The 19462-nt window shown below is 67.1% G+C and carries 15 protein-coding genes; all 15 read right to left on the reverse strand.

Translation table 11 applies throughout. The features are described from left to right. Positions 1 to 10: 10 nt before the first annotated feature. Positions 11 to 1246 (reverse strand): ABC transporter permease, encoded by a 1236-nt coding sequence (locus UU7_RS15860; protein ID WP_007810070.1) that lies wholly within the window; start codon positions 1244 to 1246, stop codon positions 11 to 13. Between the two features lie 15 nt (positions 1247 to 1261). Next, positions 1262 to 2581, reverse strand: a complete 1320-nt coding sequence (locus tag UU7_RS15865) for an ABC transporter permease (protein WP_007810071.1) — start codon at positions 2579 to 2581, stop codon at positions 1262 to 1264. Positions 2582 to 2642: 61 nt separating this feature from the next. Next, on the reverse strand, positions 2643 to 3875 hold the full coding sequence (locus UU7_RS15870) for an ABC transporter permease (protein WP_007810072.1): 1233 nt from the start codon (positions 3873 to 3875) through the stop codon (positions 2643 to 2645). A gap of 11 nt (positions 3876 to 3886) precedes the next feature. Next, the gene (locus UU7_RS15875) at positions 3887 to 5200 is read right to left on the reverse strand and encodes an ABC transporter permease (protein WP_007810073.1); all 1314 of its coding nucleotides are present in this window, start codon (positions 5198 to 5200) and stop codon (positions 3887 to 3889) included. 58 nt (positions 5201 to 5258) lie between these two features. Further along, on the reverse strand, positions 5259 to 6452 hold the full coding sequence (locus tag UU7_RS15880) for an alpha/beta fold hydrolase (protein WP_007810074.1): 1194 nt from the start codon (positions 6450 to 6452) through the stop codon (positions 5259 to 5261). 107 nt (positions 6453 to 6559) lie between these two features. Beyond that, entirely contained in the window at positions 6560 to 7774 is a 1215-nt protein-coding gene (locus tag UU7_RS15885; protein WP_007810076.1) for an ABC transporter permease, read from the reverse strand. A gap of 85 nt (positions 7775 to 7859) precedes the next feature. Next, the gene (locus UU7_RS15890) at positions 7860 to 9179 is read right to left on the reverse strand and encodes an ABC transporter permease (RefSeq protein WP_007810078.1); all 1320 of its coding nucleotides are present in this window, start codon (positions 9177 to 9179) and stop codon (positions 7860 to 7862) included. A 107-nt stretch (positions 9180 to 9286) separates the two neighbouring features. Beyond that, positions 9287 to 10510 carry an ABC transporter permease gene (locus UU7_RS15895; RefSeq protein ID WP_007810080.1) on the reverse strand — a complete coding sequence of 408 codons (1224 nt, stop codon included), beginning with the start codon at positions 10508 to 10510 and terminating at the stop codon, positions 9287 to 9289. A 1-nt stretch (position 10511) separates the two neighbouring features. Then, complete coding sequence (locus tag UU7_RS15900; RefSeq protein WP_007810082.1) at positions 10512 to 11810, reverse strand: ABC transporter permease; 1299 nt, start codon at positions 11808 to 11810, stop codon at positions 10512 to 10514. A gap of 128 nt (positions 11811 to 11938) precedes the next feature. After that, entirely contained in the window at positions 11939 to 13198 is a 1260-nt protein-coding gene (locus UU7_RS15905) for an ABC transporter permease (RefSeq protein WP_007810084.1), read from the reverse strand. 13 nt (positions 13199 to 13211) lie between these two features. Beyond that, the gene (locus tag UU7_RS15910) at positions 13212 to 14534 is read right to left on the reverse strand and encodes an ABC transporter permease (protein ID WP_007810085.1); all 1323 of its coding nucleotides are present in this window, start codon (positions 14532 to 14534) and stop codon (positions 13212 to 13214) included. Positions 14535 to 14589: 55 nt separating this feature from the next. Beyond that, positions 14590 to 15828, reverse strand: a complete 1239-nt coding sequence (locus UU7_RS15915) for an ABC transporter permease (protein ID WP_007810087.1) — start codon at positions 15826 to 15828, stop codon at positions 14590 to 14592. Positions 15829 to 15833: 5 nt separating this feature from the next. Further along, on the reverse strand, positions 15834 to 17147 hold the full coding sequence (locus UU7_RS15920) for an ABC transporter permease (RefSeq protein ID WP_007810090.1): 1314 nt from the start codon (positions 17145 to 17147) through the stop codon (positions 15834 to 15836). Between the two features lie 100 nt (positions 17148 to 17247). After that, positions 17248 to 17967, reverse strand: coding sequence for an ABC transporter ATP-binding protein (locus UU7_RS15925; RefSeq protein WP_007810092.1), 720 nt, complete (start codon positions 17965 to 17967; stop codon positions 17248 to 17250). Between the two features lie 148 nt (positions 17968 to 18115). After that, on the reverse strand, positions 18116 to 19387 hold the full coding sequence (locus tag UU7_RS15930) for an efflux RND transporter periplasmic adaptor subunit (protein WP_007810095.1): 1272 nt from the start codon (positions 19385 to 19387) through the stop codon (positions 18116 to 18118). Between the last annotated feature and the right edge of the window lie 75 nt (positions 19388 to 19462).

Genomic DNA, 19462 nt, shown 5'->3' on the forward strand with positions numbered 1-19462 from the left:
GGGACCGGCTTCATGCCGACCGGGTCGCCACCACCGGCGGCACCGCGGCGGCGCGACGCGCAGGCGCCAGCACCGCCAGCTGACCCAGCACCAGCATCAGCGCCGCGCCGAACGGCAGGTAGATCCACGGCAGACGCGACAACTCGTAGTGGCGCATCAGCCACAGGTTCACCGCATAGGCCAGCAGCATGCCGAGCACGATGCCGGCACCCACCACCAGCAGGTTCTCGATCTGCACTTGGCGCAGGATGTCGACGCGGCGCGCGCCCAGTGCGCGGCGGATGCCGATCTGCCGCGTGCGCTGCTGCACCCAGTAGCCGGTCAGCCCCATGATGCCCACCAGGGCCACGATCAGCACCACCAGGCTGACCCCGGACAGCAGCCACACCGCCGCCTTCGACTTGGCCAGCATGTTCGCGCGCATGTCGGCGTACATCTGGTAGGTGGGCTCGAAGCCCTGGATCATCTCCACGCCCAGCTCGCGCGTGATGGTGGCCTTGACGGCCTGGCGCACGCGCTCGGCATCGCCTTCCACCCCCGCCCGCACGGCGAACACCGGCATCGGCCACTGCCCGGGCACGCCGGGGAAAAGCATGCTGTAGTCGATGTTGCTGCGGTTGTCCTGCTCCAGCTTGTTGCGCATCAGGTGCTCGACCACGCCGACCACGGTGCGCCGCGCCGCATCCGCGTCCCGGCCGATCCGCACCACCTTGCCCAGGGCATGGCCATCGGGAAACAGGTGGTCGGCGAGAGCCTGCGTGATGATCGCCGGGCCACTCTGGTTGATGCCGATGTCGCGGTAGTCGATGCCCTGCTCGGTCGCGCTGAAATCGCGGCCGGCGACCAGCTGCAGGTCCAGTGCCTCGCGCAGGTGATCGCCGATGTAGACCGCCGCATCGGCCTGGATGCCGGTCCCCTCGCCGATCACGTCACCGTTCATCTGGGCACTGGTCTCCATCGGCAGCGAACCGGCCAGGCCCACCGCGGCGACGCCGGGAATGGCTCGCAGCGACGCCTGCACCTCGCGCAGCCGGCTCGGCGGCCACGGCTTGCCGCGCGAGGCGATGTTCCACGCCACGACCAGCTTGTCCGGCTGGCCGATGCCGTCCGGCGCCAGGATCGGCACCAGTCGCTGCTGCAGCAGGAACAGCGCATTGCAGGCGATCGCGCAGGCCAGCGCCACCTGCAGCAGCACCAGCAGCGGCATCAGGCGATGGCGAAAGAGCGGTTGGATGATGTGTCGCATGATGATCGCGTTCCCCTAGCCCAGCTTGATCTGCATGGCCGGCGGCTGGCGGCACACGCGCCAGGCCGGCAGGATGCCCACCACCAGGCCGACGACCAGCGACAACAGCAGCAGCGCGGCGAATGCCGAAACACTGAAGTGCGCCGCGTCGGCATAGGCCACCGGCTGCATGCGCACGATCCACAACCCCAGCCAGGTCAGCGGCAAGGCCAGCGCGCCGCCGATCAGGCCGAGCACGCCGGTCTCGACCAGGTGTTGCGCGAACACGTCGCGCCGCGACGCGCCCAGCGCACGGCGAATCGTCACGTCCGCCTGCCGGCGCAGGAAGCGCGCCGCCAGCAGGCCGGCCACGTTGACCAGGCACAGCAGCAGGAAGGCGCCGGCCAGCGCCAGGTTGAGGCCGACATCGTCGGGCACCACGTGGTTCATGCTCATCCACGACGGCACGCCGTACAGCGCGACCTGCGGCGGATACACGAAGCGCCCGGCCGCATGCTGCGCATCGGCGTAGCCCGCGACGAACCGGTCATACGCAGCCACCGTCGCCGGCGTATCCAGCGCCACCCACACCTCCAGCCAGCGGCACTTGTCCACCTCGGCCGACTGGAAGCTGACGACCGCCGCGCCCTTGCCGCATTCCCCCGCGGTCAGCGGCCCCACGCCCGCGGCCAGCGCCGCCTGCGCCGGCACGAAGAACTGTTCCGGCTGGCCCAGCACGTTGCCCTGGTTGCGCTGCACGTCGAGGAATTGCGTGCGCGGCTTCCACGGCGCGCTGACCCCTACCACGCGGAAACTGCCGCTGCCCAGCGACACGCTGCGGCCCACCGCGTCCTCCGTGCCGAACAGCTTCTGCGCCAGCTCGCTGTCGATCACCACCACCGGTGCCTGCGCCGCCTGCTCCTCGGCGGTCCACGGCCGGCCATGGCGCAGCGGCACGCCGAGCATCGCCAGCAGCGGACCGTGGGCCAGCAGTCCCTGCACCTGGTCGGACTGCTTGCCGTCGGGGCGACCGACCAGCGTATAGCTCTGCGCCAGCGCCACCTGCTGGCGCGCCCGCTGCGCATCGACCAGCGCCTTCGCATCCGTCAGGTTCAGATAGGCATCCGGCTTGTCGTAGTCGTTGTTGTTGGCGTCGACCGCTTGGCGGGCATCCATCGTCACCACGTGCAGATACGGACTGATGCCCGGCAACGGCTCGCCGGACAGCGCGCCGAAGATGGTCAGCGCCGTCATGCACGAGGCGATCCCGATCGCCATGGTCAGGACCAGCAGCAGAACCATCGACGGCCCCTGCCGGCAACGCCGCCAGGCCAGGTCAAGGTAGTAGCGGAACATCAGCCGATCCCCCGCTTGCAAGGCGCTTGTCGTGGCAGTGCCATCGTGAACAACTCCATGCTCATGTCGAACGCGTCGCCACGACGGGCGGCACCGCCGCCGCGCGCAACGCCGGCCCCAGCACCGCCAGCTGGCCCAGGCCCCACAGCACCAGCGCGCCCATCGGCAGATAGAACAGCGGCAGGCGCGCCAGTTCGTAGTGCTGCATCAGCTCCGCGTTCAACAGGAAGGCCAGCAGCATGCCCAGCGCGATGCCGACGCCGACGATCAGGAAATTCTCGGTCTGGAAGTAGCGCAGGATGTCGCCGCGCGTGGCGCCGATGGCACGGCGGATGCCGATGCTGCGCGTGCGCTGCTGCACCCAGAAATTGGCCAGCCCGGTAATGCCCAGCGCGGTGACGAACAGCAGGCCCAGGGCCGAAGCCAGCAGCAGGCCGATCATGGTGGTGTCGCGCTGGAAGTAGGCCGCCCGGATCTCCTCGTAGGTCTGCGTGCGGGCGGCACTGATCAGCCGGTTCGCGTTGAGCTTCAGCAATTCCGCCGAACCTTCCTGCAGAACCCGCGCCCGATCGCCGGGGGCGGTGCGCAGCACGTAGAGCACGCCGGAGCCCGGCGGCAGCTGCGGCCAGATCATGCTGTCCTCGTCCACCCCCGGCGAGCGCAGGTTCGGGCGCAGGAACCGGTCGACGATGCCCACGATGCGAATGTAGTTGTCGCCGTCGTACATGCTCTGGCCCAGCGCCTGCTTGCCCGGATACAGGTGTTGCGCCAGCGCGCGACTGACGATGGCCACCGCGGGCTTGCCCTGGCTCACGTAGTCTTCCGGCCGGAAGTCGCGTCCCGCGACCAGGTGCAGGCCCAGCGTGCCGACCAGGCCGGGGGTGCCGTCGTAGACGGCAGGTTGCATGCAACCGCTGCCTTCGATCGTATTGAGCTGCATCGCCCGATCCAGCGCCTGCTTGCTGGGGCAGATGCCGCTGGACGACTCGCTGCGATCCAGCGGCAGCGAATAGCTGACCGCCACCGCCGACTGCACGCCGCGCACGCCACGCAGGGCAGCCAGGTCCGCGGCATGCCGCGCCTGCGGATTCTCGCCCTCCTCGATGCTCGCGCTGGGGATCACCGACAGCTCGCTTTCGGCGATCCCGGTCGGCACGCTGATCCGCTGCAGGCGGTTGGCGATCATGAACACCACGTTGCAGACGATCGCGCAGGTCAGGGCAGCCTGCAGCACCAGCAGGGTCGCGGTAAGTTTGTGTCGACGCAGGGTCGAGAGTATCGGGCGCAGTTCCATGCTGGATGTCCTCACAAGGCCTTCAGTTGCAGTGCGGGCGGCACGCGACACGCGCGCCATGTCGGCAACAGGCCGGCCAGGAGGCTGGCGGCGACCGCCAGCGCGAACGTGCCCAGCAGCATCGACGTGTCCATCTGCGCCAGTTGCGCATAGTCGTCGGGGCGATGGCGCACGCTCCACAGGCCGAGCTGGGCGATCAGCAAGCCGGACAGGCCGCCGGCCACGCCGACCATCGCCGACTCGATGCCCAGTTGCAGGAAGATGTCGCGCCGTCGCGCGCCCAGTGCGCGACGCACGCTGATCTCGCCGCTGCGGCGCAGGAACTTTGCCAGCAGCAAGGCCATGATGTTGACGATGCACACGAACAGGAAGCCCAGCGCCAGCCACAGCTGCAGGCGCACATCCGTGGGCACCAGGTTGCGGTGCGCCAGCCAGCCCATCAGGCTGTACAGCTTCGCCTCCGTGGGCGGGCGCTGGAAACGGCCCAGCGCCTTCTGCTGGGCAGAATAGTCGAGCAGGAACTGGCGATACGCCTGCACCTGTCCGGGGCTTTGCAGTTGCACCCAGAATTGCAGCCAGGACATGTTGGCGCTGGTCATGGAATCAGCGGCGTCGTCCTTGCCCCAGCCGGATTGATTCCCGTTGGTGGGCAACTTCAGGTCCACCGCGGCGGTCAACGGCAGGAAGAACTGATCCGCATCGCCAAACGATTGCGCCGACAGGTCGGCATGGAACATCGGCTGCGGCTGCCAGTCGGCGGTGACGCCGATCACGCGGAAGTCGTGTTCGCCCAGTCGCACGACCTGACCGATGCCGCCGCTGTTGCCGAACAGCTTGCGATCCAGCGTCTCGCCGAGCACCACCACATGCGTCCGTGAGGCATCGTCGGCGGCGGACCAGCCCTGTCCATGCTCGAACGAGATGCCGAACATCGCGAAGATGTCCGCCGTGGCATAACGCCCATCCACGCGGAACGGACGCACGTCCGCCCGCGCGGGGCGCACCAGCAGCGAGCCACCGGCCATCGCCGCCTGCCGCGTGGCGAGATGCGCCTCGAGCAGGGCCATCGCATCCGGCCAGGTGAGATTGTCGGTCGGGTCGGGGCCATCGCTGCGATGCTTGTAATCCAGCGGCAGCGGGTCGAGGTGCGGCGTGAACAACGTCGCGCTGCGCCCGGGCAGCGGATCGTTGGTCATCACGTGCAGCACCGTGATCATCGTCATGCTGGCGCCGATGCCCAGGCCGATCGCCAGCACCATCAACGCGGTAAGCACCTTGTTGCGCTTCAGGCTGCGCAGTGCCAGATCCAGGTAGTAGCCGAACATTCCCTTCCCTCGAGTTTCCCCACCCATGCCGACCGGCATGGGTGCCGTGCGTATCGCCTCAATCTCCGCGGGTGACCTCCGCCGGCGCCGCGTCGCCGAGCTTCTGCGCCAATGGCAGCGCATCCGTCACCAGGTGCATCAGGAAGCGGCCCGGCTGCTCCTGCATCACCATGTGCGCCGAGTCGGCAAACAGCACCATGTGTTTAGACGGTGCGTGGATGCGCCCGAACCATTGCTCGGCCAGTTCGTGCGAGGTGGTGTAGTCGTGCTGCCCGACGAACAGGATCACCGGGCAACCGAAGTCCGTCATGTCATCGAGATCCACGTCGAGCAGCGGCTGCAACAGGTGGTTGAGCGTGTACACGCTGCCCTTGCCGATCGCGTCGAGTCCGGCTTGGTCGTAGTCGGGCGAGAGACCCTCGGCATCGGCCTCATAGGAGAAGTCCTTGCGGCCATGAGTGAGGCCGCCGTAGTAGGTCTCCCACTTGCTGCGCGTGCCGATGCGCTGCAGCGTCATCGGCACCGTGCCCGGGTAGGGCATCAGCGCCTCCAGCTCGCGCACGGCCTGCGGGTTGTGGTCGGCCTTTGCCGCACGCAGGGCGAAGGCGAAGCCGATCTCCTCGTTCCTGCGCACGTTCACCACCTGGCCCACGCCGATATAGGCATGGAACCAGTCCGGATGCTGCCGGGCCAGCCGCGTGCCCAGCACCGTGCCCCAGGAATGACCGAGCAGGAAGATCTTCCGCTTGCCGTAATGCTGGCGCAGGTACTGCACGACCTGCGCCGCATCGTCGGTCATGCCTTCGATGGTCATGCCCGGCGACATCTGCTGCTCGGTGTTGGCAGCGTAGGTCTTGCCCGCACCGCGCTGGTCCCATTGCACGACGGTGAAGAAGTCCTCCCACGGCGACTGGAAGGTGTAGCTGGCCGGCATCGTCACCGCGGCGGGGCCACCGTGGAGGAACAGCAGGATCGGATTGCGCCGGTCGCGTCCGCGGATCGACAGCCACTGGTCGATGCCGCCGATGCGCAGCTTGATGCGTTCGTCCACCCCGTTCGGCGAGACGATCCTGCGGGTGTTGCCGATGATGCGGCTGACTTCGGCGCGCGAAATCATCTCCGCTGCAGCGCCGGAGGACGCGACAGGTGCGGCGGACGAGGCGGCCGTCGCCTGGACGGCCGATGCATCGCGCCACGGCGCGCCCAGCGCGGCCATCGCCAGGAGCAGGAATGCGGTACGGAACATGCTCATCGAAACTCCACGTCGAAACAAATTGAATGCCACGTCGAAACAAATTGAATGCGGTGGATCGCCGCCGAGCGGCGCCGTCATGGCAGCGTGCGAAGACAGCCACACGGTCACACGCTCCGCGTCGCCACGACCGGCGGCACCGCCGCCGCACGCAACGCCGGACCCAGCACGGCCAGCTGGCCCAGTACCCACAGCGCCAGCGCCGCCACAGGCAGGTAGTACAGCGGCAGGCGCGGCAGTTCGTAGTGCTTCATCAGCACCAGGTTCAGCGCGAATGCCAACACCATGCCCAGCGCGATCCCGCCGCCGACGATCAGGAAATTCTCGGTCTGGAAGTAGTGCAGGATGTCGCGGCGGGTGGCGCCGATGGCGCGACGGATGCCGATCTGCCGACGGCGCTGCTGTACCCAGAAACTGGCCAGGCCGACGATGCCCAGCGCGGTGACCATCAGCATCGCGAAGATCACGCCGACCAGCATCGCGGCCATCACGCGGTCGTTCTTGAAGACGTCGTGGCGCAGGTCGGACACGCTCTGGCTGGCTTCCCGATCGATCACCACCTCCGGCACCGCCTTGGCCACCGCCGCGAGTGCGTCGCGCATGACCCGCGGCATGTCGCCCGGATTGGCCCGCAACAGGTAGCTGCCGGTCAGGTAGGGACCCGGCTGCGCCGGCAGGAATACCGACCACTGGCGTTGTTCCGGCGTCCACCCGGTGGGATCGGGCCGGACCAGATCCTTCAACACGCCGACGACGCGGTAGTGTGACTTCAGTGACCAGAACTCCTTGCCCAGCGGATCGGCGCCCGGCCACAAATGCTCGGCCAGCGCCCGGGTGATCTGCACGCTGCCGCCGTCGGGCATGAAGCCGGTGAAAGCCCGAAAATCGTCGGGTTGCGGCGCGCGTCCGGCGACGACCTTGGCGCCGAGTGCCTCAAGACTGCCCGGACCGCCCACGTAGAACTCGATCACGCCGCCAAAATGCTCGCCGGCCGCGTCGGTCGAAATTCCAGCGGTACCACGGCGGCTGCCGAACGGTATGGAGTTGATCGGCGACACCGATTCCACGCCGGGCACGGCGCGCAACGCGGCGAGCGCCCGCGCGTCCACGTCGGCTGCCTGGGCAGAGTCGTAGCCGGTCAGCTGCACCGAAGCGAGCGCCGCTTCATCCGCACCACTGACGATGTGCATCGCCGAGACGCGCTGGGCAATGATGAAGCAGGCGTTGCACAGCACCGCGCACGCCAGCGCGATTTCCAGCGCGATCAGCGCGGTGGCGAGACGATGGCGGCGCAGCGCCGCGAGTATCGGTTGAATCTGCATTTCTCGTTACCTGATGCTTGGTGAGAACGGTCCTTTCTGAAAAATCCGGTCAGGGATGGCCGGGCTCTTGCGCAGGGAGGGCGCGCTAAAGCGTCTTCAACTGCAGCGCGGGCGCAATCCGGCTGGCGCGCAATGCGGGCAACAGGCCGGCCAGCAGGCTGGCGGCGACGGCGAGCGCGAAGGTCAGTCCGAACATGCCGGGATCGAGATGGGCGAGATCGGCATATTCCACGGGCTGCCGCCGCACCAGCCACAGACCCAGCAAGGTCAGCAGCCAGCCGCCGATGCCGCCGACGAGGCCCACCATGCCCGCCTCCACCAGACACTGGGCGAACACCGCGCCACGACTGGCGCCCAGCGCGCGACGCACGCCGATTTCGCTGCTGCGACGCAGGAACTTGGCCAGCAGCAGGCCGATCATGTTGAACAGGCAGATGGCAAGGAACGCAAAGGCCAGCCAGGTCTGCAGCTTCACGTCGCTGGGCACCACATGGTTGAACACCAGCCACTCCATCAGGCCCGGCATGCGGGTCTGGGTGGTGGCGAAACGCCCGAGCTGCTTTTGCTGCTGCGCATAGTTCGCGATGAAGGCGCGGTAGTCCGCCACCTTGGCGGCGTCATCCAGCTGCACCCACAAGCCGACCCAGACGCACGGCGCATCCTGCAGATGCCCCGGCCTGGGAACGGAACCCCAGCAGGTGAACTGCCAGAAGTTGCCGTCGTTGACGTCAAGCCCGCTGAAAAACGGCATGAACACGTCTTCCGGCTTGCCGTAGAACGACGAGGTCTGGCCTTCGGCGAAGCGCCCGGCGCGCACGTCGTAGAAGAGCGGCGAGGGTCGCCACTTCTTCATCACGCCGACGATTCGCACGTCGCTGTCTTTCAGGCGCAGGGTCTTGCCCACGCTGTCGGCGCCGCCGAACAGGCGGTCGTTGAGGTCGGAGGAAATCACCGCCACGCGCGCACGGCTGGCGGCGTCGGCTGCCGTCCAGGCGGTGCCGTACTGGAACGGCACCTGGAACATCGCAAAGAAGTCGGAGGTCGTGGCCAGCATCGGCACCATCAAGGGCGGCAGCGTGGTGTCCGGCGCACGCACCTTGACCTCGCTGCCCGCCATCAGGGCCTGCCGATCCGCGCGATGCGCGCTCCACAGGTCCACCGCCGAGCGGTAGTCGAGCATGTCCAGCGGCCCGCTCTTGGAGTAACCGGCCGGCGAGGCATCCACCTGCGGATAGAAGATGTGCTGGCTGCGACCGGGCAACGGATCACCGGACAGCAGGTGCGTCACCGTCAGCGTGGTCATGCTGGCGCCGATGCCGACGGCGATCGCCAGCACCATCAGCGCGGTGAGCATGCGGTTGCGCTTCAGGCTGCGCAGCGCGAGGTCGAGGTAGTAGGTAAACACCTTCGGTGTCTCCTTCGGAGGTGGGAATGGGGAATGGAGAATGGGAAAGGCCAAGGCGGGCGGCTGTCGCTCTACCGATTCCCGATTCCCCATTCCCTGCTTGCTGGTCACACCGAACGCGTCGCCACCACCGGCGGCACGGCTGCCGCGCGCAGGGCCGGTCCCAGCACCGCCAGTTGTCCGATCAGCCACAACGCGATCGCGCCCATCGGGAAGTACATGCCCGGCAGGCGCGGCAACTCGTAGCGGGTCATCAGGAACAGGTTGATGCCGTAGGCCAGCACCATGCCCAGCACGATGCCGATGGTGGCCAGCAGGAAGTTTTCGGTCTGGAAGTAGTTGAGGATGTTGCGACGGGTCGCACCCAGTGCGCGGCGCACGCCGATGGTGCGGCGGCGCTGCGCCACCCAGAAACTGGCCAGGCCGACGATGCCCAGCGCGGTGACGATCAGCAGCGCGGCGATGACGCCGACCAGGATGCCGGCCATCGCCCGATCGTTCTGGAAGAACGCGCCGCGGATGTCGTCCAGCGTGTCCTTCTTCAGGACGATGCGGTGCGGGTCGGCCTTGCGCAGCACCTTTGCCGCTTCCGAAAGCACCTGCTGGCGCTGGTCGGGTGCCGTGCGCAGCACGTAGCGCGACGCGCTGGCCGCGCTCAATCGCAGGGGGAAGACCATCGTCCACTGCGCCGCGTCGTCGCCCATGAACAGCGACGGCCGGATCAGCGACTGCACCACGCCGATCACGCGCACCGACGTATCGCCCATGTAGATGTTCCGCCCCAGCGCGCTCTGGCCAGGCCACAGGCGCTCGCCCAGGGCCTGGGTGATCACCACCGAGCCGACCTTGTTCTGCAGCTCGGGATTGCTGCGCATGTCGTCGTAGTCCAGGTATTCGTCGGCGGTGAAATCCCGCCCCGCCACCAGCCGGGCGCCGAAGCTCGCGATCAGGCCCTCGCCCATGTACATGGTGGCGTTGAGCGTGGGCAGTTTCTGCGCGGGATCGAGCTTGATGCTGGTGTTCGACGAGCTGTTGGTGAACGGCACCTGGTTGACCAGCGCCGCCGCGGTCACGCCGGGAACCTGCCGCAGCAGCGCCAGGTCTTCCTGGGCGCGCGACTTGCCGTTGGCGGGCTTGCCGATGTTGGCGACCTGCACCTGCAGCAGTTCGTGCTCGGCCACGCCGCTGGCCATCTCGGTGCGCTGCAGGCGCTGGCTGATCAGGAACACGGCGTTGCAGACGATCGCGCAGGTCAGCGCGATCTCCAGCACCAGCAGCAGCGCCGTGATCTTGTGCCGGCGCAGGGTCGAGAAGATGGGCAGGATGTCCATGTCAATTGCTCTTCAGTTGCAGCGCGGGAGGAGTCAGGCAGGCGCGCCAGGCCGGCAGCAGGCCGGCCAGCAGGCTGGCCATGACGGCAGCGACGAAGGTGGCCAGCAGCATCGGCAGATCCAGGTGGGCCAGCGCGGCGTAATCCGAGGGCTGCCCGCGCACCAGCCACAGGCCGAGCAAGGCCAGCAGCAGGCCGCCGGCGCCGCCGACCAGGCCCACCGCACCGGCTTCGACCAGCAGCTGGGCAAACAGCGATCGGCGCGAGGCGCCGAGTGCACGACGCACGCCGAGCTCGCCCGAGCGGCGCAGGAACTTGGCCAGCATCAGGCCCACGGTGTTGACCAGGCACACCAGCAGGAAACCGAACGCCAGCCACACCTGCAGATGCACGTCGCTGGGTACCACCTTGTTGTAGTCCAGCCAGCCCATCACGTCGCGCAGGCGCACATTGGGCGGCCGCTGGAAATGCCCCAGCGCCTTCTGCTCCCGCGAATAGTTCAGCAGGAATTCCCGATACGCGGTGGCTTCGGCCGGTGTGTCCAGCTGCACCCAGAATTGCAGCCAGGTGCAGGTGGCGGTTTTCATGTTCTCGCTCGATCCCTTGTCCCAGCAATCGGTGGAACCATTGCGGGCGAACTTCAGGTCGGTGGCGGTGGCCAGCGGCACGAACACGCCCTCATCGGCGGAGTAGCTGCCGGTGTTGAGATCGTAGAAATGCGGCGTCGGCCGCCAGCTGTCCAGCACGCCGACGATGCGAAACGCCACGTCGTTCATGCGCAGGGTCTGGCCGGTGCTGTCCTTGCCGCCGAACAGCTTTTCGTTGAGTTCGCGGGTGAGCACGGCCACATGGGCGCTGGCCTCGTCGTCGGTCGCGTTCCAGCCCTGCCCGTAGAGAAACGGCACGTCGAACATCGGAAAGAAATCGGCCGTGGTATAGCGCGCGTCCTCGAAGAACGGATCGATCGAGGATTGCGCCGGCTGGATCGGCACCGCGCCGCCGGTCATCAAGGCCTGGAAGTGGGCGCGCCTGGCCTGCAGCAGGGCCATGCCGTCGATCCAGCTGACCTGCTCCGGCGGCTCGTCCTGCGGCTTGTAGCCGTCCATGTCCTGCGGATCGAGTTGCGGATAGAACAGCTGATGACTCTTGCCGGGCAAGGGATCGCCCGACAGCACGTGCAACACGGTCAGCGTGGTCATGCTGGCGCCGATGCCCAGCGCCAGCGCCAGCACCATCAGTGCGGTGAGCGCCTTGTTGCGCTTGAGGCTGCGCAGGGCGAGGTCGAGGTAGTAGGTAAACACCTTCGGTGTCTCCTTCGGAGGTGGGAATGGAGAATGGAGAATGGAGAATGGAGAATGGGAAAGGCCAAGGCGGGCGGCTGTTGTTCTACCGATTCCCTGTTCCCGATTCCCCATTCCCCGTTTGTTGATCACACTGCCCGCGTCGCCACCACCGGCGGCACGTTGGACGCGCGGCGGGCCGGCACGAACACCGCGGCCTGGCCGATCGCCAGCATCGCCAGCACGCCGGTCAGCACGTACAGCACGGGGATACGGGTCATCTCGTAATGGCTCATCAGCCACATGTTCAGACTCAGCGCCAGCAGTACGCCGATCACCACGCCGGTGCCGGCGATCAGCAGGTTCTCGATCTGGAAGTAGTGCAGGATGTCGATCTTGCGGGCGCCCAGCGCGCGCCGCACGCCGATCTGCCGATGGCGCTGGCCGACCCAGAAACTGGTCAGGCCGACGATGCCGGCGGCGGTGACGCACAGCAGGATCAGCGCGACCACGCCCATCAGGATCGCCATGCCGCGATCGGCCTGGTAGGCCTTGTCGCGGATCTGGGCGAACGAGCGCACGCTGTCGTCATCCAGCACGCGCATGGGATTGGCCTTGTACAGCGCCGGCGTCACCGCGCGCATCACTGCATCGAGCTGGCCCGGCTTGGCCCGTATCGCGTAGCGCGAGAAGTTCGCGTCCATCCGGGTTGGCACCAGCGTCGCGTTCCATACAAAGCTGTTGGTCCAGGTGCCGGTACCGGGCACCTGCATGCGCTCGACCATGCCGATGATGGTGGTGGGCTTGGTCGAGCCGTTGACATAGATCACCTTGCCCAGCGCGTCGCCCTTCGGGAACAGCTTGTCGGCCAGTGCCCTGGTCAGGATCACCACCGACGGCTCGCTGTTGTCGCGGAAGCCCTGGTGCCCCACGTCGGCGGCGGTGAAGTTGCGCCCTGCCACCAGGCGCAGGCCCAGGGTGGAGAGCGCCTGGTCGTCGCTGAAGTAATACGTGGTGCGGGTGCCGTGGAAGCTGCCCTCGTTGGTGTCCCCGGGCTTGTGGTCGACGGCGCCGTTCCACGACGAGTTGAGCAGCGGCAGCGAGTTGATCGGCGCCACCGAGGCCACGCCCGGCAGCGCGCGCAGGGCCGCCAGATCGGTCAGCTGCAGGCTGTCGAGCTTTTCCACGCTGGCGGCATCGTCCCCGCTCGGCGCGCCCACCCATTGCTGGCTGACCAGGAACAGGTTGCTTTCGTCCAGGCCGGTCGGCCGGTTCACCCGCTCGATGCGCTGGCCGATGATGAACACCGCGTTGCAGACGATCGCCAACGTCAGCGCGATCTGCAGCGCGATCAGCACCACGCCGGCCTTGTGCTTGCGCAGTGCCGCGAGGATGGGATGCATGGTCATGAGAAATGTCCTTTCAATTGCTCTTGAGCTGCCACGCGGGTTGCACGCGTGATGCACGGAACGTGGGGTAAAGCCCGGCTAGCAGGGTGGCCAGCACGGCGACCACCAGGGTGACGACGAGCAGGGACAGGTCGAGCCGCGCCAGATCGGAAATGCTCTTGGGCAACACCATGCCCACGCTGGCCACGCCGACACCCGTAAGCAGCAGGCCCAGCACGCCGCCGGTCAGGCCGACAACGCCAGCCTCGGTGAGGAACTGCAGATAGATCGCCTTGCGCGGCGCGCCCAGCGCGCGACGCACGCCGATCTCGCCGCTGCGGCGCAGGAACTTGGCCAGCAGCAGGCCCACCGTATTCACCAGGCAGACCAGCAGCAGGCCCAGCGCCACCAGCAGCGACACCTTGGTGTCGCTGGGTACGACCTGCTCATGGTCGAGGAAAGCCGGCAGGTCGCGCAGCTTGTTGTTCGGCGCCCAGGTGAACCGGCCGGCCGTCTGCTGCGCACGCGCATAGCCGTCCAGATACTGGCGATAGGCGGTCACCGCGGCAGCGTCTTCCAGCTCGGCCATGTAGGCAATCCAGATGCAGCTGGATTGCTGCAGGCCGACGAAGCCCGACTCCTTCGGCGTTTCGCTGCAGTTGGTGTTGCCGTCATTGGGGATGCCCACGGCGATGGCGCGCTCGAAGGGAATGAACACGTCCTCGACCTGCTCGCTGAAGCCGCCGGTGTTGACCACGTCGTAGAAGCGCGGCTGCGGATTCCAGTTGTCCAGCACGCCGACCACGCGGTAGTCCTTGCCCTCGATGTTCACCGTCTTGCCCACGCTGTTGACCGCGCCGAACAGCTTTTCGTTGAGCTTGCTGCTGATCACCACCACCGCCGCGCGCTGCGCGTCGTCCTGCGCATCCCAGCCGCTGCCGTACAGGAACGGCGCGTCGAGCATCGGGAAGAACTCGCTGTAGACGGCGTGTCCGCCCACGTTGAGCGGATGCTTGCCGGCCTGCGCCGGCACCACCGAAGGCGAGATCTGGTACATCGCCGATTGACGCTTCGCGCGGTGGTCGCGCATCAGCGCCATCGCGTCGGTGTAGTTCATCGCGTCCTGCGGCTCGTTGTCGTCGCCGCCGCGGTGCCCCTTCGGCCCCCATGCGTCGATCTGCGGCACGAACAGCTGCGACGACTTCCACGGGATCGGATCGCCCGACACGGCGCGGAACACCGACCAGGTGGTCATCGACGCGGCCACGCCGAAGCCGATCGCCAGCACCATCAGCGCGGTCAGGCCGGGACTTCGTTTCAGGCTGCGCAGGGCCAGTTCGAGGTAGTAGGCAAGCATTCCGTTCACTCCGAGGTTTGTCTTCTCCCCTGCCCTGCAGGGAGGAAATGAGAACTCACACGCTCCGTGTCGCCTCCACCGGCGACACGCGCGAAGCACGCAGCGCCGGGGCCAGCACCGCGCCCTGGCCAAGCACCAGCAACGCCGCCACCCCGGCCACCACATAGGCCAGCGACAACCGCGCCATTTCGAACTGGGTCACCATCCACAGGTTGATGCCGATCGCCAGCACCGCACCGGCCAGCACGCCGCCAATCCCGATCAGCAGGTTTTCGGTGAGGAAGTAGCTGAGGATGTCGCCGCGGGTGGCGCCCAGCGCACGGCGCACGCCGATCTGCTTGCGCCGCTGGCCGACCCAGAAGCTGGTCAGGCCCACGATGCCGGCGGCAGTGATCGCCAGCAGCACCACGCTGATGATGCCCATCAGGATCGCCATGCCCACGTCACGCTCGTAAGCCCGCTGGCGCACTTGGGCGAAGCTCATCACGCCATCCTTGTGGTCGATGATGCGCATGCGGCTCTGCGCGAACAGCGCCTTCGGCGCATCGCGCATCGCGGCCTCCAGCTGGCCGGGCTTCGCGCGGACCAGGTAGTAGGTGTAGTCGTTCAACAGCCGCGCCGGGATCAGCACCGCGTTGTACGCATACGGGCCGGCCCAGCTGCCGGTCATGTGCGCCTGCAAGGTGTCGGTGACGCCGATCACCGTGGATGGCGCCTGGCCCATCGACACATAGATGGTCTTGCCCAGCGCCGATCCCTGCGGGAACAACCGCCGCGCCAGGTCCTTGCTGATGATCACCTGGGCGGCGTGCATCGCGTCGCGGGGCTTCTGCGCGGCGACTTCGCTGGCGGTGAAATTGCGTCCCTCGATCAGGCGCGTGCCCAGCGTGGCCAGCGTGTGGTCGTCGGAAAAGAAGATCGCCGAGTCGGTGGTCATCCTGGGCTGGTCAGGTTGCAGCTTGATGTAGTTGTCCCAGCCGGTGCCACGCAGCGGAAAGCTGTTGGTCGAGGCCGCGTCCTGCACGCTGCCGAGCTGGCGCAGGGCGATCAGGTCAGCCTGCATCTGCGCGTCGATGCGCTGCGTGTCGGACTTGTCGGCCCAATCGCTGCGGATCACGAACAGGTTGCTCTCGCTCACTCCGCTGGGACGTGACATGCGCGTGATGCGTTGCTGGATGATGAACAGCGCATTGCAGACGATGGCGAGGGTCAGGGCGATCTGCAGCGCGATCAGCACGGTGCCGGCCTTGTGATGGCGCATCGCGGCGAGGATGGGTCGGATCTGCATCGTCATCGCCCTCAATTGCTCTTCAGCTGCCAGGCCGGCTGCACCTGCGCGGCGCGCCAGGTGGGATAGAACGCGGCCAGCACGGTGGCCGCGATCGCCACCAGCAGGGTCGTCGCCACCAGCGACAAGTCGAGATGCGCAAGCCGGGCGATCTCCGGCTCGAACAGCAGGCCCACGCCGAACATGCCCAGTGCGGTGAGCAGCAAGCCGAGCACGCCGCCGGCCAGGCCCACGGCGGCCGCCTCGATCAGGAACTGGCGGTAGATCTCGCGCCGCGGCGCGCCCAGCGCGCGGCGTACGCCGATCTCGGCGGCGCGGCGCATGAACTTGGCCAGCAGCAGGCCGATCGTGTTGACCATGCAGATCGCGAAGAAGCCCAGCGCCACCATCAGCGAGATGCGGCTTTCCGGCGGCACTACCCGTTCGTAGTCGAGCCAGTCGTTGACGCCGCGCAGGCGCACGTTCGGCGCCCAGTGGAAGCGGCCGGCGCGCTGCTGCTCGGCGGCGTAATGGGTCAGGAATTCGCGGTAGCCGGTCGCGGCGGCCGGGTCGGGCAGCTCCACCCACACCGGCACCCACACGCATTCGCCGTGCAGCCAGGCTTCGCGGCCGACACCGAAATCCGTGTTGCTGCCGCAGTTGTTGCGCCCGGAGGTGTCCATTGCCACATCGATCGCGCGGGTGAACGGCAGGTACAGCTGCACCGGATCGCCGAAGGCGTTGTGGCTGAACAGGTCGTAGAAGCGCGGCTTCGGATCCCAGTGCGCAGTCACTCCGACGATGCGGTAGCTGTGCCGATCCATGGTGATCTCGCGGCCCACGCTGTTGGCGCCGTTGAAGAGCTGCTGGTTGAGCTCGTGGCTGATCACCGCCACGGCGGCGCGGCCGTCGTCGTCACCGGCACGCCAGGCGCCGCCGTACTCGAATGGCACCTCGAACATGTTGAAGAAGTCGGCGTTGGTGGCGTAGCCGTCGGCGATGAATGGCAGACTCTGGTTGCCTTCGGGCAGCACAGACGGCGCGACGTTGAAGAACAGCGTCTGGTGGGCGGCCTTGTGCGCAGCGACCAGGGCAGTGGCATCGGTATAGGTGAGCGCCTCGGGCGGCTCGCCGTTGTCGTTGTACTGGGGGCCCCGGTTGTCGACCAGCACCGTGTACAGCTGCGAGGACTTGCCCGGGATCGGATCACCCGACACCGCACGGAACACCGACCACGTGATCATCGACGCGGCCACGCCAAAACCCACCGCCATCACCATCAGCGCGGTGAGCATGGGGTTGCGCCGAAGACTGCGCAGGCCGAGTTGAAGGTAGTAGGCGAACATGCTTGGGTTCCGGGAATGAAGGATGGGAAATCGGGAATGGGAAAGCGGCGGCCTCGCGAGCATCTGCCCTCAACGATTCCCCCTTCCCATTCCCTGCCTCTCAGCCATGCGCCCCGTCAGCGACCGCGTGCACGCTGTGGAAGCGCGGGTCCTCGGACAGCTCGACCACCTGGCCGTCGATGATGTGCACGTTGCGCTGGGCGCGGGCGGCCAGCTCGGGGTCATGCGTGACCATCACGATGGTGGCGCCGTCGCGGTGGATCTCCTCGAGCAGTTCGAGCACGCCGCGGGCCATCTGGGTGTCCAGGTTGCCGGTCGGTTCGTCGGCCAGCAGCAGGCGTGGGCTGCCGGCCAGCGCACGGGCGATCGCCACGCGCTGTTGCTGGCCGCCGGAGAGTTCGGCCGGGTAGTGCTTGGCGCGCGAGGCGAGGCCGACACGCTCCAGCGATTCCATGATGCGCTGCTTGCGTTCGGCCGCCTTCATGCCGCGATAGCGCAGCGGCACCTCGATGTTGTCGAACACGTTGAGGTCGGGGATCAGGTTGAACGCCTGGAAGATGAAGCCGATCTTCTCGTTGCGGATCTTCGAACGGGCGTTGTCGTTGAGGTTGCTCACCTCGATGCCGTCGAGGTGGTACTCGCCGCCGGTGAAGGTTTCCAGCAGGCCGGCAATGGTAAGGAAGGTGGTCTTGCCCGAGCCGGAGGGACCGGTGACGGCGACGAACTCGCCCTCCTTCACGTCGATGTTGAAATCGCGCAGCGCATAGGTCTCCACCACTTCGGTGCGGTAGACCTTGGACAGGTGGGTCATCTTCAGCATGGTTACGTCCTTTGGTGGTGGTGGTGATGTTCTGCCCCTCCCCCTGTTTCGCAGGGGGAGGCTGGGAGGGGGTGACGCTTTTGATCTTGCGTGATGAAGAGCGACCCCACCCCAGCCCTCCCCTGCACGCAGGGGAGGGAGAAAATCGTCAGTTGCTGATCGCGACCGTGGCCGCGCTCTTGAAGCTGTCGGTACCGGAGATCACGATGCGGTCGCCTTCCTTCAGGCCTTCGAGGATCTCCACCTTGTCGATGCTGGAGGCACCGACGCGGATCGGGGTTTTCTTGGCGATGCCGTCGCGCACCAGGTAGGCGTAGCTGCCGCCGGATTCGTCGACGAAGGAGCCGCGCTGCACGGTCAGCACGTTGTCGCGCTTGTCCAGCAGCACGCGCACCGACAGACGCTGGTTCTGGCGCAGCTGCTTCGGCGTCTCGCCCTCGAAGCGCAGGCGGGCGGCGACCTGGCCGTTGACCACTTCGGGCGAGATCGCGCTGACCAGGCCCTTCCAGGTGTGGCCGTTGCCACTGATCTCGCCGGCCATGCCGATGCCCAGGTCGCGGGCGAAGCTTTCCGGCACCTGCATCTCCACCTGCAGCGCGGACAGGTCGATCACGCTGAGCAACTGGGCATCCTTCGCCACGGTGGCGCGCTCGGCGATGAACAGCTGGCCGACCTGGCCATCCACCGGCGACTTCACGTTGAGGTCGTCGACCTGGCGCTGCAGGTCCTTCACCAGCAGCAGCTGGCGCTCGTGCGCAAGCTTCTTCGACTGGATGTCGAAGTTGAGGCTGGCGTTGTCCATGCCCAGATCCGCCTGCGCATGCTGCAGGGTGATCTTCGCCTTCTGCAGCGCGTCCTTGGCACGGTCCACGTCCATCCCCGGCACGGCACCCTTGGCGAACGCCTTCTGGTTGCGATCGAGATCGCGCTCGGCGGCCTGCTCGTCGATCTTGCCGTTGTCGAACGCCTTCTGCAGTTCGCCGCGCTTCTTGCGCGCGTCGATCTGCGCGCGCTGGTAATCCACTTCCATCGCGTCGGCGTTGCTCTGTTCCTGCGCCAGCTTGTTGGTCAGCTCGGGGCTGACGATGGTCGCCAGCACCTGGCCGATCTTCACCGTGTCACCGGCGTGCACCTTCAGCGTGACCGCACCACCGGAAGTGGCGTACAGGGTCGGGCTGACCGCCGCGACCACCTTGCCTTCGGCGGCGATGTCGCGCACGAACGGGCCGCGTTCGACGGTGGCGAACGCCAGCCGCGAACTGCTCACCGACGCGGAGGCCGAGAACATCCGGCTGATCCCTGGCGCCAGCCAGGCCAGCAGGGCCAGCACCAGCACGCCGGCGCCCAGCAGGATCAGCCGGCGTCTGGGATGGGTTTTGACCTGGACCAGTTTGTCCTGCGCAGAAGTGTCGCGAATCATCATGCCGTTCCTGACCGCGGACAGCGCGGTTGCAGGCAGGTCGATGCAATCCACGTGCCACCGTCGACACGAAGA

This window comes from Rhodanobacter spathiphylli B39 (assembly GCF_000264295.1).
Taxonomy (GTDB): Bacteria; Pseudomonadota; Gammaproteobacteria; order Xanthomonadales; family Rhodanobacteraceae; genus Rhodanobacter; species Rhodanobacter spathiphylli.